The sequence below is a fragment of the Streptomyces sp. Tu6071 genome, assembly GCF_000213055.1.
Lineage (GTDB): Bacteria > Actinomycetota > Actinomycetes > Streptomycetales > Streptomycetaceae > Streptomyces > Streptomyces evansiae.
Map to the genome: position 1 here is coordinate 5,572,549 of NZ_CM001165.1, position 14,467 is coordinate 5,587,015.

4 protein-coding genes are annotated in these 14,467 nt (G+C 76.8%); all 4 read left to right on the plus strand.

All coding sequences use genetic code 11. The features are described from left to right. Positions 1-6 precede the first annotated feature (6 nt). Genes STTU_RS23340 through STTU_RS23355 form a run of 4 tightly spaced genes read left to right on the plus strand, consistent with a single transcriptional unit; the run spans position 7 to position 14,250 of the window. The gene (locus STTU_RS23340; protein WP_007827434.1) at positions 7-5,100 is read left to right on the plus strand and encodes a non-ribosomal peptide synthetase; all 5,094 of its coding nucleotides are present in this window, start codon (positions 7-9) and stop codon (positions 5,098-5,100) included. Then, complete coding sequence (locus tag STTU_RS23345) at positions 5,097-11,660, plus strand: non-ribosomal peptide synthetase (protein ID WP_043256085.1); 6,564 nt, start codon at positions 5,097-5,099, stop codon at positions 11,658-11,660. Before STTU_RS23340 ends, STTU_RS23345 begins: the two co-directional genes overlap by 4 nt. After that, complete coding sequence (locus STTU_RS23350; protein ID WP_009064949.1) at positions 11,657-12,676, plus strand: ornithine carbamoyltransferase; 1,020 nt, start codon at positions 11,657-11,659, stop codon at positions 12,674-12,676. The genes STTU_RS23345 and STTU_RS23350 overlap by 4 nt, the downstream gene beginning before the upstream one ends. Beyond that, positions 12,673-14,250, plus strand: coding sequence for an MFS transporter (locus tag STTU_RS23355; protein WP_052862404.1), 1,578 nt, complete (start codon positions 12,673-12,675; stop codon positions 14,248-14,250). The genes STTU_RS23350 and STTU_RS23355 overlap by 4 nt, the downstream gene beginning before the upstream one ends. Positions 14,251-14,467: the final 217 nt, after the last annotated feature.

Consider the following 14,467-nt stretch of genomic DNA (forward strand, 5'->3'; position numbering starts at 1 on the left):
GAACTCGTGAACGACCCCGCCACGTCGGGACGTGTACCCGGCCACCTGCTCATCCCTTCGCTCTTCCGCGCCCGCGCGGCCCGCACGCCCGACGCCCCCGCCGTGATCGGGGCGCGGGGCGAGGTCCTGAGCTACGCGGAACTCGCCGCGCGCGCCGACCGCTTCGCCGCCGGACTCCGCCGCGCGGGTGTGCGCGAGGGAGACCACGTCGGCGTCTGCCTGCGCCGCGGCCCCGACCTGCTCGCCGCCTTCCTCGGCGTGTGGCTCGCGGGCGGTACGTACGTGCCGATCGACCCGCACCACCCCGCCGCGCGCATCGCGGCCGTCCTCACGGACACCGGGCAGCCGCCCGTCGTGACCGAGGCGGGGACGGCGGCGAGCCTGCCCGGCGGGGTGCGCCCGCTGTTCACCGACACGTTCGCGGAGCCGCCCGCCGACCCGCCCGCCGATGGGCACCCCGCCGACGCGGCGTCCCGAGGCGCCGAGGGTGCCGTGGAGTTCCACGCCGACGCCGAGCGGCCCGCGTACGTCCTGCACACCTCGGGCTCCACCGGGCGCCCCAAGGGCGTGCTCGTGCCGCACGGCGGGATCGCCAACCGCGTGCGCTGGCTCGCCCGCCGACTGCGGCCGGGCGACCGGATGCTCCTCAAGACCACCGTCGGCTTCGACGCCGCCGGACTCGAACTCTTCGCCCCGCTCGTCGCGGGCGCGACCGTCGTCCTCGCGCCCGAGGGCGCCGAGCGCGACCCGGCGGCCCTGCTCCGTACCGTCGGCGAGCACCGCGTCACCGTCCTCCAGGGCGTGCCCTCCGTCTACCGGCGGCTCGTCGAAGAGCCCGGCTGGGAGCACGCCACGGCGCTGCGGCTCCTGTTCAGCGCGGGCGAACCGCTCCACGCCGAGCTGTGCCGCGCCCTGAGCGAGCGCGCGCCGGGCGCCGAGATCTGGAACACCTACGGGCCCACCGAGGCGTCCGTCGACATCACCGAACACCGCTGGGACCCGGAGCGGGACACGGGCGCCGTCCCGATCGGCCGCCCGATCGGCAACATGCGGGTCGTCGTCCTCGACCGGGCGGGGCACCCCGTGCCGCTCGGCGTCCCCGGCGAACTGCACGCGGGCGGCGTCGGTCTCGCGCTCGGCTACCTCGGGCGCCCCGGACAGACCGCCGAGCGCTTCGTGCCCGACCCGCACCGGCCGGGCGCCCGCCTCTACCGCACGGGCGACCGGGTGCGCTGGCGTGCCGACGGCGTCCTCGAATACCTGGGCAGGCTCGACCAGCAGGTCAAGGTCAACGGGGTCCGCATCGAGCCCGGAGAGGTCGAGGCCGCGCTCGCGGCGCACCCCTGGGTGCGCGCGGCCGTCGTCGCCGCGACACCCGACGGGAGCGGCGGGCACCGCCTCGTCGCCTGGGTGCAGTCGCGCGGCGAGCCGCTCGGCGCGCGCGAACTGCGCGCCTTCCTGCGCCGCTCGCTCCCCGACCCGCTCGTGCCGGGCGCCTTCGTGCCCGTCACCGAGTTCCCGCTCACCCCCAGCGGGAAGATCGATCGCTCCGCGCTCCCCGACCCGGCCGACGCCGCCGCCGAGGGGCCGCTCGTGCCCGTCCGCACGCCCGCCGAGCGCGCCGTCGCCGAGGAGTGGGCGCGCCTGACGGGGACGCCCGCCGAGGAGATCGGGGCCACGCACAACTTCTTCCAGCTCGGCGGCTCCTCGCTCATGCTCAACCGGCTCTCCGCCGGGCTCTCGCAGGCGGCGGGGCGGCACATCCCGGCCACCGCACTGCTCAACGCCACGACGGTCGAGGAACAGGCGGCGCTCCTGACCGGCGGGACGGCGGGCGGTGAGGCGGCGGACGGTGCCGCGCCCGGCGCTCAGGGTGTGGTGCCCGTCCCCCGTACCCCCGAGGGCCTGCCGCTCTCGCCGGGCCAGCGCGGCCTGTGGCTCCTGGACAGGCTGCGCCCCGGGAGCGCCGAGTGGAACGCGCCGCTCTTCCTCACCCTGCCCGCCGTCTACGAGGACGCCGCGCTCACCGCCGCGCTCACCGCGCTCGCCGAGCGCCACGAGATCCTGCGCACCCGCTACGCGCTGCGCGGCGCCGAACCCGTCCAGCTCGCGGACCTGCCCGCCGCGTGGCCGCTCACGAGCGCGCGCGCCGAGACGGCCGAGGAACTGAACGCCCTCGTCGAGGCCGAGTTCGCGCGCCCCTTCGACCTGGAGTGCGGTCCCGTGCGTCGCGCGCTCGCCGTGCGCGGGCGCGGCGTCCTCACCGTCGTCCTGAGCATCCACCACATCGCGTGCGACGGCTGGACCTCCGTCGTCCTGGAGCGCGAACTGCGCGCGCTCGCCGAGGCCGCCCACACCGGTACGGAGGCGCGGCTGCCCGAGCTGCCCGTGCAGTACGCGGACCACGCCGTGCACCAGCGCGCGCGGCTCACGGACGAGCGGGTGCGGGACGAACTCGCGCACTGGACGGAGGTCCTGGCGGGCTGCGAGCCCGCCGACCTGCCCGCCGACCGGACGCGCCCCGCCGTCAGGGACGGCGTGGGGGCCGCGCACGTCTTCACCGTCCCGGCCGAGCTGGCCGAGCGGGCCGCCGCGCTCGGGCGCGCGTGCGGCGCGACGCTCCAGCAGACGCTGCTCACCGCGTTCGCCACGCTCGTCGCCCGGCTCACCGGGCAGTGGGACGTCCCCGTCGGCGTCCCCGTCGCCGGGCGCGACGACCCGCGTACCGCCGACGTCGCCGGCTACTTCCTCAACACGCTCGTGCTGCGCTGCGACGCGCGGCCCGAACAGAGCTTCCGCGCGGCCGTCCAGCACGTGGGCGAGCGGGCGCGGACCGCGTTCGCGCACCAGGCGCTGCCCTTCGACCGGCTCGTCAACGCGCTCGACGACACGCGCGACCCCGGCCGGACCCCGCTCTACCAGGTCATGTTCGACGTCCACGAGGAGGGCAGCACGGGCACGGCCGTCGGCGACGGCGACGCGGACGCCTTCCGCGCCGCCTGGCGCACCGCGCGCACCGACCTCACGCTCATGCTCCAGCGCCGCCCCGACGGCTCGCTCATCGGCCTCACCGAGTACGCCACCTCGCTCTTCGACGCCGCCACCATCGAGCGCCTCACCGCCTGCTGGGTCCGGCTCCTCGAAACGGTCACCGCCGATCCGGGGGTCCGGCTCGCCGACGCCGACCTCCTGCCGCCCGCGCTGCGCGCCGAACTCCTCGCGCACAGCGCGGGCCGCCCCGAGCCCGGCACCGTCAGCGGCCCCGAGCGCACCGTCGAGGCGGCGATCCGCGCGAGGGCACGGCGCGCCCCCGGGGACACCGCCGTGGTCAGCCGCGGCGAGCACTGGTCGTACGAGCGGCTCGCGCTCCGCGCCGCCTCGCTCGCCGCGCACCTGCGCGAGCGCGGCGCGCGCGAGGGCGGCGTCGTCGCCGTACGGCTCGGCCGCACGCCCGAGCTGATCGCCGCGTTCCTCGGCACCTGGCGCACCGGCGCGGCCTACGTCCCGCTCGACCCGGCCGCGCCCGACGAGCGCTCCCTGCACATCCTCCAGGACGCGGGCGCGCGCGTGCTCGTCACCGACCGCGAGGGCGCCGGGCGCCTCGCCGGGCGGTTCGCGGGCGAAGTCCTCGTCCTCGACGGGACCGCCGAGGAACAGCCGCACCCCGACACCGCGTCCTTCCCGCACGACGCCCCGGCACTCGACGACCCCGCGCGGCTCGCCTACCTCATGTACACCTCGGGCTCCACGGGCCGGCCCAAGGGCGTCGCGGTGCAGCACGGCGCGCTCCTCGCGATGCTGCGCGCCTCGCAGGCCCACCTGGACTTCGGCGAGGGACCCGACGACGCGTGGCTCGCGCTCGCGCAGGTCACCTTCGACATCTCCTGCACCGAACTCTTCATGCCGCTCCTCGCCGGGGGCCGTGTCGTCCTCGCCGACGAGACCGAGCAGCGCGATCCGGCCGCGCAGCTCGCGCTCATCGAGCAGGCCGAGGTGAGCCACCTGCAAGTGGCGCCCACACACTGGCAGTTGCTCATCGACGCGGGGCTCGGGCGGCGGCCCCTCGTGGGCCAGACCGGGGGCGAGCCCTGCCCGCCCGCGCTCGCCCACGAGCTGTCCAGGAGACTGCGCCGCTTCGTCAACGAGTACGGGCTCACCGAGACGACCATCGCGGCGACCCGCTGGGAGGCCGAGGAGCGCGCCGCCGTCGTCCCCGTGGGACGCCCCTACCCGCACGTGCGCACGCTCGTGCTCGACGCCGGTCTGCGGCCCGTGCCCTACGGCGTGACGGGCGAACTCTGCGTCGCGGGAGAAGGGCTCGCGCTCGGCTACCACGGCCGGGCCGCGCTCACCGCCGCCGCCTTCGTGCCCGACCCGTACGGGCCGCCCGGCGCCCGGCTCTTCCGCACCGGGGACCAGGCGCGCGTGCGCCCGGACGGCACGATCGAGTTCGCGGGGCGCGCCGACGGCCAGGTCAAGATCCGCGGCAGGCGCGTCGAGACCGGCGAGGTGCAGGGAGTGCTCGCCGAACACCCCGCCGTGGCCCAGGTGTTCGTGAACGCGCACGGCAGCGGCGCAGAAGCCGTGCTCGTCGGCTACTGGACGCCCGCGCCGGGCGCCGCACCCGTCACCGACGGCGAACTGCTCGACCACTGCGCGCGCCGGCTGCCCGACTACATGCTCCCCGCCCTCCTCGTCGGCCTCGACGCGCTGCCTCTCACCGCGCACAACAAGGTCGACACCGCCGCCCTGCCCGTGCCCGACCTCTCCGCCGCGCTCGCCGACGAGCCGTGGACGGCACCGACGGGTCCGGTCGAGGAAGCACTCGCCGAGATCTGGGCCGAGGAGCTGTACGGGGACGCCACGAAACCCGTCGGGGCCCGGCAGAGCTTCTTCCGCATCGGCGGCGACTCGGCGCGCGCCGCCCGCGTCATCGCCCGCGTGCAGGAGGAGTTCGACGTGCTCCTGCCGCTGAGCGCCGTCTTCGAACGGCCCACCGTCCGCAGCCTCGCCACCGCCGTCGAAGAGGCCGTGTGCGCCGAGATCGCCACGCTCACCGAGGCCGAACAGGTCCTCGCCCAGGGGGAGTACCAGCCGTGACCACACCCACAGCGCCGTCCAGGGAAGCACTCCTCGCCGAGCTGGGGCGCCGCCGCCGCGCGGCCCGCGCCGGGCGCGGCAGCGCCGCCCTGCCCCGCGCCGACCGCACCGCGCCGCTCCCGCTCTCGCCGGGCCAGCGCCGGCTCTGGCTCGTGCACCAGCTCGACCCGGAGAGCCCCGAGTACGTGCTCCCGCTCGTCCACCGCCTCCAGGGCCCGCTGGACACCGGGCTGCTGCACCGCGCCTTCGACGCGCTCGCCGCACGCCACGAGATCCTGCGCACCCGCTACCGGCTCGACCAGGACGCGCCCCACCAGCACATCGACCCGCCGGGACGCGTCGACCTCACCGTCACCGACGCGCCCACGGGCACGGGCGGGCGCACGGACGCCGCCGTCGCCTTCGCCGAGCTCCACGCGGCGCGCCCCTTCGACCTCGCGCGCGAGGCCCCGCTGCGCGTGCGCCTGCTGCGACTGGCGCCCGACGACCACGTCCTCGTCGTCCTCGTCCACCACATCGCGTGCGACGCCCTGACCCGCCCGCTCCTCCTGGAGGAGCTGCGCGTCCTGTACACCGCGCTCGCCGACGGCCGCGACCCGGGGAGCGCGCTGCCCCCGCTGCCGGTCCAGTACGCCGACTACGCGGCCCACCTCGCCCGCCGCGAGGACACCCCCGAGGCGCGCGCCGACCTCGACTGGTGGCGGGAACGGCTCGCCGCGCTCGCGCCCCTGTCGCTGCCCACCGACAGGCCGCGCCCCGCCGTGCGCGACGCGGCGGGCGCCGCCTGGGAGTTCGATGTCGACAGGGACCTCGCCGAGCGCGTGCGGGCACTCGCCCGCGAGAGCGGCTGCACGCCCTTCATGGTCCTGCTCGGCACATGGCAACTGCTCCTCGGCAGGTACGCGGGCACCACGGACGTCTGCGTCGGCACCGCCGCGTCCGCGCGCACCCGTCCCGAGCTGCGCCGCATGGCCGGGTACGCCTACGACACGCTCGCCCTGCGCGGCACATGGCGGCCCACGACGCGCCTGCGCGACTTCGTCACCGCGACACGCGCCGGAGTCCTCGGCGCCTTCGACCACCAGTCGGCGCCCTTCGACCGGCTCGCCGACCTCGTCGAGCCCGACCGCGACCTGTCCACGACCCCCGTCTTCCAGGTCATGTTCGACCTCGCGCCCGACGCGGACCAGGACCCCTTCGCACTGCCGGGACTGACGAGCGTTCCCGTGCCCGCCCGCTCCCGCGTCGCACGCTTCGACCTCACCCTCCACCTCGGCGAGCGCGCCGACGGCAGCCTCCGCGGCAGCCTGGAGTACGCGACCGCGCTCTTCGACGCGGCGACCGCCGAGCGCGTCGCCCGGCACTGGACGACGCTCCTGCGCTCCGCCGTCGAAGCCCCCGACAGCCCCGTGTCCGCGCTCGACTGCCTCGGCCCCGCCGAACGCGCCCGCCTCCTCGCCGGGCCCGCCACGCCCGTGGGCACCGGCACACCGCTCGACCAGGGCACCCTGCGCCCCGTCGTCGACACCATCGGCGCCCAGATGGCCGCGACCCCCGACGCGATCGCCGTCCGGCACGGCGACACCCACCTCACCTACGCCGCACTCGACGCCGCCGCCGACCGCTACGCCCGCAGGCTCGCCGCGCTCGGCGCGGGCCCCGACACGACCGTCGGAGTGCTCCTCGACCGGGGACCCGAGCTGCTCGCCGCGCTCCTCGGCATCTGGCGCGCGGGCGCCGCGTACGTCCCCGTCGACCCCGGCTACCCGGACGAGCGCGTCGCCGCCGTCCTCGCCACCGGGCCCACGCGCCTCGTCGTCACCGAGCGCCGGTACGCCGCGAGGCTCGCCGGGCGGCACCTCGTCGTCGTCGACGACCCGGCCGAGCGCGCCGCGCTCGCCGCCGCCGACGCACCGCTCCCCGCCGCGCACGACCTCGACCAGCTCGCCTACGTCATCCACACCTCCGGCTCCACCGGGCGCCCCAAGGGCGTCCTGATCAGCCACCGGGGCCTCGCCAACTACCTCGGCTGGACGGTCCAGGCGTACGCGGGCGCCGGCACCGGCGGCGCGCCGCTGTTCTCCTCGATCGCCTTCGACCTCGGCGTCCCCGACCTCTACGCCCCGCTCATGACCGGGCAGCCCGTCCACCTGCTCCCGCAGGACCTCGACACCGCCGACCTCGGCGCACACCTCGTCGCGGGCGGCCCGTACTCCTTCATCAAGCTCACGCCCGGCCACCTCGACCTCCTCACGCAGCAGCTCAGCGCCCCGCAGATCCGCGACCTCGCCGGGCTCGTCATCGCGGCGGGGGACTCCTTCACCGCGCGCCTCGCCGAACGCTGGGCCGAGGCGGCCGGTCCCACGGGCACCCGGCTCGCCGCCGAGTACGGGCCCACCGAGATCACCGTCGGCAACTCCGCGTACTTCGTCGACGGCCCCCTCACGACCGAACTCGTGCCCATCGGGCAGGCGATCCCGCACACCACGATGTACGTCCTCGACGAGGAACTGCGCCCGCTGCCCACCGGAGTCCCCGGGGAGGTGTGGATCGGCGGCACGGGACTCGCGCGCGGCTACGCGGGCCAGCCCGCGCTGACCGCCGAGCGCTTCGTGCCCGACCCGTACGGCGAACCGGGCGCGCGGCTCTACCGCACGGGCGACATCGCGCGCGTCCTGCCGGACGGCGACCTGGACTTCGTCTCCCGCGCCGACCACCAGGTCAAGGTGCGCGGCTACCGCGTCGAGCCCGGCGAGATCGAGGCCGCGCTCGCCCAACTGCCCGCCGTCGCCGAGGCCGTCGTGGTGGTGCGCGACGACACCCCCGGCGGTCGCAGGCTCGTCGCCTACCTCGTGCCCGCGCCCGGCGCACCGGCCGAAGCGCTCGACCCCGCCGCGCTGCGCGCACACCTGGGCACCGCCCTGCCCCCGTACATGGTGCCCGCCGCCTACCTCACGCTCGACGCGCTCCCGCTCACCGCCAACGGCAAGCTCGACCGCCGCGCCCTGCCCGCCCCCGGGCGGGCCGCGACCGCCGTCGGGGAGCACGTCGCCGCGCGCGACGACACCGAGCGGGCCATGGCCGCGCTGTGGGCCGACGTCCTCGGCGTCGACTTGGTCGGCGTGCACGACAACTTCTTCGACCTCGGCGGCGACTCGCTGCGCGCCGTCGCACTCGTCGGCGCCCTGCGCGGGGCAGGCTGGGAGACCTCCGTCCGCGACGTCTTCCAGCACCGCACCGTCGCACGCCTCGCCGCGGCCGTCCCGCGCGGCGGTACGGGCCAGGAGGCCGCCTCGCGCGCCGTCGCCCGCTTCGCGCTGATCGCGGCGGCCGACCGCGCGGCGCTCCCCGCCGACGTCACCGACGCCTACCCGCTCTCGCGCGTCCAGGCCGGGATGCTCGTCGAGATGCACGGGGACAGCGGCGAGAACCGCTACCACAACATCACCTCCTTCCGCATCCGCGACGAACTCCCCTTCGACCCCGCCTGCTTCCAGCGCGCCGCCGACCTCGTCGTCGAGCGCCACGAGGTCATGCGCACCTCCTTCGCGCTCACCGGCCACTCCCAGCCCCTCCAGCTCGTGCACGCCGCGGGCACCATGCCCTTCCACCACGAGGACCTGCGCCACCTGCCCCCGGAGAACCGCAAACCGGCCCTGTGGGAGTTCGCCGACCGCGACCGCGCCCAGCTCTTCGACCTCGGCAGCGCCCCGCTCATGCGGATGGCCGTGCACCTCCTGGACGACGAGAGCTGGTGGCTCTCCATCACCGAGTGCCACCCCGTCATCGAGGGCTGGAGCTACCACTCCCAGCTCATGGAACTGCTCCGCGCCTACCGCGCCCTGCGCATCGGCGCCGAGCCCGAGCCCGCGCCGCCCGCGCCCGCCGTGCGCTACGCCGACTTCATCGCGGGCGAGGTGCGCTCCCTCGCCGACCCGGCCGACCAGGAGTACTGGCGCGGCGTCGTCGACGAATACGAGAAGTTCACCGTGCCGCCCGGGTGGGCGGGCGACCCGGCCGCGCCCGACGAGCGCTACCGCGTCGACCTCCCGCTCACCTCGCTCGAACCGGGACTGCGCGCCCTCGCGAGCGCCGCCGGGGTGCCGTACAAGAGCGTCCTGCACGCCGCCCACAGCAAGGTCCTCTCACTCCTGACCCGCTCCACGGCCTTCCGGGGCGGCATGGTCGCCGACGCGCGGCCCGAGGAGGCGGGCGCCCAGTCGGTCTCGGGGATGTACCTCAACTCGGTGCCCTTCCCCTACCGCGCCGACACCGCCCGCACGTGGGGCGACCTGGCCCGCGAGGTCTTCGCGCACGAGGTCGCGCTGTGGCCGCACCGCCGGTACCCGATGCCCGCGATGCGGCGCCCCGGGGGCGAACGCCACCTCATCGACGTCCTCTTCCACTACCTCGACTTCCACCAGGTCGACACCGAGCTGATCGACATCATGGCCAGCCGCGACGACAGCCCCAACGAGTTCCCCGTCGTCGTCGGCACGCCCGTGCGCGGCCACCTCTCGCTCGCCTCGCGCACCCGCACCCTGAGCCGCGCCGCCGCCGACCGGCTCCTCGGCCTGTACCGCGCCGTCCTCGGTGACATGGCCCGGACCGGAGCCGAGGGCGACAGCACCGGCGCCTACCCGACGACCGCCGAACGCGACCGGCTCACCGCGCCCCCCGCGCCGCACGCCACGACGCCGCTCGACGTGTGCCGCGCCGTCACCGCGCAGGCGGCCCGTACCCCCCACGCGCTCGCCCTGCACGGCGACGGCTTCGCGCTGACCTACGGCGAACTCGACGCGCGCGCCGCCCGTATCGCCCAGCGCCTGCGGGCGCTCGGGGCCGGGCCGGAGACACGCGTCGCCGTTCTCCTGGACCGCGGCCCCGATCTCGTCGCCGCGCTGCTCGGCGTCTGGAAGGCGGGTGCGGCGCAGGTCCCGCTCGACCCCGGGACGCCCGCGCCCCGGCCGGAGGAGGCCGGGATCGCGCTCGCCGTCACGGAGGCGGCGTACGCGGGACGGCTGCCGGGGGTGCCGTACGTCCCGGCGGCGGAGACCCAGGAGGCCGGTGACGGGCCGGGCGCCGCGCTCGACGCCGTTGCGCTCGACGCCGTTCACCACGACGCCCTTGCGCTCGACGCCGTACCGCTCGACCCCGACCGCCTCGCCTACGTCCTGCACACCTCGGGCAGCACCGGAGGGCCCAAGGCGGTCGAGATCAGCCACCGGGCGCTCGCGCACTACCTGGACTGGGCCGTCACGCGCTACACGACAGCCGGTACCGGGGGCGCGCCCTGGTTCACCCCCGTCGGCTTCGACCTCGGGATGCCCGCGCTGTGGGCCCCGCTGATGACCGGGCAGGCCGTCCGCGTCCTGCCGCAGGAACTCGCCCCCGGCGACCTGGGCGCACGGCTCCTCGCGGGCGCCCCGTACGCCTTCGTCGGCCTCACGCCCGGCCACCTCCGGTTGCTCGAGGGCCAGTTGACCGACGAGGAACTCGCCTCGCTCGCCGGGCTCGCGGTGTGCGCGGGCGACGCCTACCCGGCCGCGCAGGCCGCACGGGTCGCCCGCAGGGTACGGGCCGGACGCGGCGCGGGCGAGGGGATGGCGCTGACCGCCGAGTACGGGCCGACCGAGGCGACCGTCGCCGCGACGTTCACGCGGGTGCGCGCCACCGCGCCGACCGGCGGGCACGACGAGCGCGGCGCGCACCCGGAGCGGCCCCTCGTGCCGCTCGGCGCCCCGCTCCCCGGCGTCGTCGTGCGCCTTCTCGACGACCGCCTGCGCCCCGTTCCCGAGGGCGTCACGGGCGAGGTCCACCTCGGCGGCGACGGACTCGCGCGCGGCTACGCGGGGCGGCCCGGCGAGACCGCCGCCCGCTTCGTGCCCGACCCGTACGGGCCGCCCGGCGCCCGCCTCTACCGCACGGGCGACCTCGCGCGCCACCTGCCGGACGGCACCCTGGAGTTCGCCGGGCGCGCCGACGAGCAGGTCAAGGTCCGGGGGCACCGCGTCGAGCCGGGCGCCGCCGAGGCGGCGCTCGCCGCCGACCCCGCCGTGCGCGAAGCGCTCGTCGTCGCCGTGCCCGCGGCCGACGGCGGCCACCGGCTCGCCGCCTGGGTCGTCCCGGACGCGGGCGCGCGTGTCGACGTGCGGGCGCTGCGGGCACGCCTGCGCGCCGTCGTGCCCACCGCGCTCGTCCCCTCGACGGTCACGGCGGTGCCCGCGCTGCCCCTGACCGGGCACGGCAAGCGCGGCCGCGCAGCCCTCGTGGCCCGGTCCGCGACCCAGGCCGCCGACCGGCCGTACACCGCGCCCCGCACCCCGACCGAACGCGCGCTCGCCGCCGTCTGGGCCGAAGTGCTCGGACTCACGCGGGTCGGTGCCGACGACGACTTCGCCGACCTCGGCGGCGACTCGCTCCTCGTACCGCCCCTGCTGCTCGCCGCCCACCGCGCCGGGATCGCCCTCGATCTGACGACCGCCCTGCGCCAACCGACCGTCGCGCGGCAGGCAGCCGCGCTCGACACCACCGCCGCAAGGCTGGAGGCCACCTCATGAGCACGCCGCACGAAGGGCGCCCCGTGCGCCACCTCGTCTCGATCGACGACCTCACCGATTCCGCACTGCGCGCGGTCGTCGCGCGCGGCGCCCTCTTCTCGGCCGGCCTCGCCGGGCCCGTCCGCCCGCTCGCCGGGCGCGTCGCGGGCATCTACTTCGCCCGCACCTCCACCAGGACCCGTACCGCCTTCTCGGCGGGCGCGCTGCGCCTCGGCGCCTCGCTCCTCGCCTACGGCCCCGGCGACCTCCAGCTCAACACCGGCGAGACGACCGAGGACACGGGGCGGGTGCTCTCCGGGATGCTCGACGTGCTCGTCGCGCGCACGGCGGGGCCCGAGGCGGAACTGCGCGGCTGGGCCGGGCAGGACCGCATGGCCGTCGTCAACGCGATGAGCGCCGAGGAGCACCCGACGCAGGCGCTCACCGACCTCACCACGCTCACCCGGCACTTCGGGCGCATCGAGGGGCTGCGCGTCCTGTACGTCGGCGAGGGCAACAACACCGCCGCCGCCCTCGCGCTCGCCCTCAGCCGCTACCGGGGCGTCACCCTCGACCTGCGCACCCCGCCCGGCTACGGCCTCACCGCCTCGATCGCCGCGCGCGCCGCCGCCCACGCCGAGCGCAGCGGCGCCACGCTCACCGAGCACCACGACATGACCGCGCTCGGCGGCGACTACGACGTCGTCTACACGACCCGCTGGCAGACCACCGGCACGAGCAAGCCGGACGCGAACTGGCGGGACATCTTCGCCCCGTTCCAGGTGACCCGGCGGCTGTGGGACACGAGTCCGCGGGCCGTCTTCCTGCACGACCTGCCCGCCCACCGGGGCGAGGAGGTCACGGCCGAGGTGCTCGACGGGCCCGCGAGCATCGCCTTCGCGCAGGCCGAGAACAAGATGCACAGCGCGATGGCCGTCCTGGAGCACGTCAGCGCCCCGGCGGACACCCCGGTGGACGTCCCGGCGGGCAGCCCGCTGGGCGTCGCCGCCCGCCCGCGCCCGGTGGCCGCCCGATGAGCGCCGCACGGCAGCCCCCGGCGAGCCCGGCCGAGGTGCCCTGGCTGCTCGCCGAGGAGACGTGCGCGAAGCAGGGCGCCGCGGTGCGGGAAGCGGCGCCGGTACGGGAGGAAGCCGCCGTACGCGAGGAGGCGCCCGTACGTGAGGAGGCCGCCGTACGTGAGGGGGCCTCTGTACCCGCGTCGGCCCCCGTGCCCGCGTCGGCGTCCGTGCCCGCGTCGGCCCCCGTGCCCGCGTCGGCCCCCGTGCCCGCGTCGGCCCCCGTGCCCGCGTCGGCGTCCGTGCGCGCAGCGGCGCCCCCCGCGCCCCCGCGGGACCCGGCGTCCGGCGCGGAGCCGGAGGACGGGGCGTCCCCGCCCCCGCCCCTGCGCGGGAACCGGGACTTCACGCGGCTGTGGGGCGGCGCCGGGCTCTCGCTGCTCGCCGGGCGGGCCACGACCGTGGCGTACCCGATCGTCGTGCTGTGGGCCACCGGGTCGCCGTCCGACGCGGGGCTCGTCGGCACCGCGCTGCTCCTGCCGCAACTGCTCGTGCAGTTGCCCGGCGGAGTGCTCGTCGACCGCTACGACCGCAAGCGGATCATGGTGCTCGCGGGTATCGGGCAGGCGCTCGTGGGCGGCCTCGTCGCCTTCCTCTTCTTCTCCGGCAGGCCCTGGCTGTGGGCGCTGCTCGGCGCCGCCTTCGTCGAGGGCGCGCTCGGCGTCCTCCAGCAGCTCGCCGAACGCGCCGCCGTGCCCGCCGTCGTCCCGCGCTCCCAGCTCCCCACGGCCCTCACGGGCAACGAGGCCCGCACGCGGGGCGCGGCGATCGCGGGGCAGCCCCTGGGCAGCGGCCTGGCCGCCGCCGGTTCCGCGCTGCCCTTCGGGACCGCCGCCGTCCTCCACCTCCTCGCCGCGCTCTCGCTCTCGCGCGTACGGGGCAGGCTCCAGCAGGAGCGGACCGGTCCGCGCGCGCACGTGGGCGCGGAGATCCGCGAGGGCCTCGTCTGGATGTGGCACCGGCCCTTCCTGCGGGCCGTGATGAGCGCGGTCGCCGTGACCAACGTCCTCTTCCAGGGCCTCAATCTCGCCGTGATGGCGGCGGTCCTGGACCACCACGGCAGTCAGTTCCAGGTCGGCCTCATCCTCTCGCTCAGCGGAGCCGGCGGCCTCGTCGGCGCCCTCTCGGGCGGCTGGTGGAACACCCGCGTCTCGCTGCGCGCCCTCGTACTCGGCGGACTCCTCGCCTGGACGGCGCTCATGCTGCCCGTCGCCGCCGTGCTCCACCAGCCCTTCGCGCTCGGCGCGCTCTTCGCCGCGAGCGGCTACGTCGGCGGCGTCTTCAACGTGGCGGGCGGCGTCCTCATCGTGCGCTCGGCGCCCGACCGGATGCGCGGACGCGCCAACTCGCTCGCCAACCTGGTGGGTTCGGGTGCGATGGCCCTCGGGCCCGTCGCCGCCGGGTACCTCCTGGAGGCCACGGACGCGAGCCGTGCCGTGCTCGTGCTCGGCGGTGTCATGGCCCTCACGGCGCTCGTCGCGTGCGTGGCGCCGGGGCTGCGCACCCCGCCGGAGGACGGCGCGGACGCCGTATAGGTCACCGATAGGGCGCCGCGCGACAGTCGTACCGCGGCATCCGCACCGCGCCGGAAGCACCGCACCGGAAGCCCCGGCAGCACCGCCCCGGAAGCCCCGCAGCCGAGGCCCCGTACCCGAGGCCCCGAGTCCGAAGGCCGGGAAGCACCGCACCGGACCGCCGCACCGCCTTCCCGCACCGCATCCCCATCCGCCCCGCCCGCCCCGTAACCCCGTT

What these genes read in the sequence shown, in the direction of transcription:
- STTU_RS23350 (WP_009064949.1), top strand. Translation starts at nt 11,657, where the DNA reads ATGAGCACGCCGCACGAAGGGCGCCCCGTGCGCCACCTCGTCTCGATC.
- STTU_RS23355 (WP_052862404.1), top strand. Translation starts at nt 12,673, where the DNA reads ATGAGCGCCGCACGGCAGCCCCCGGCGAGCCCGGCCGAGGTGCCCTGG.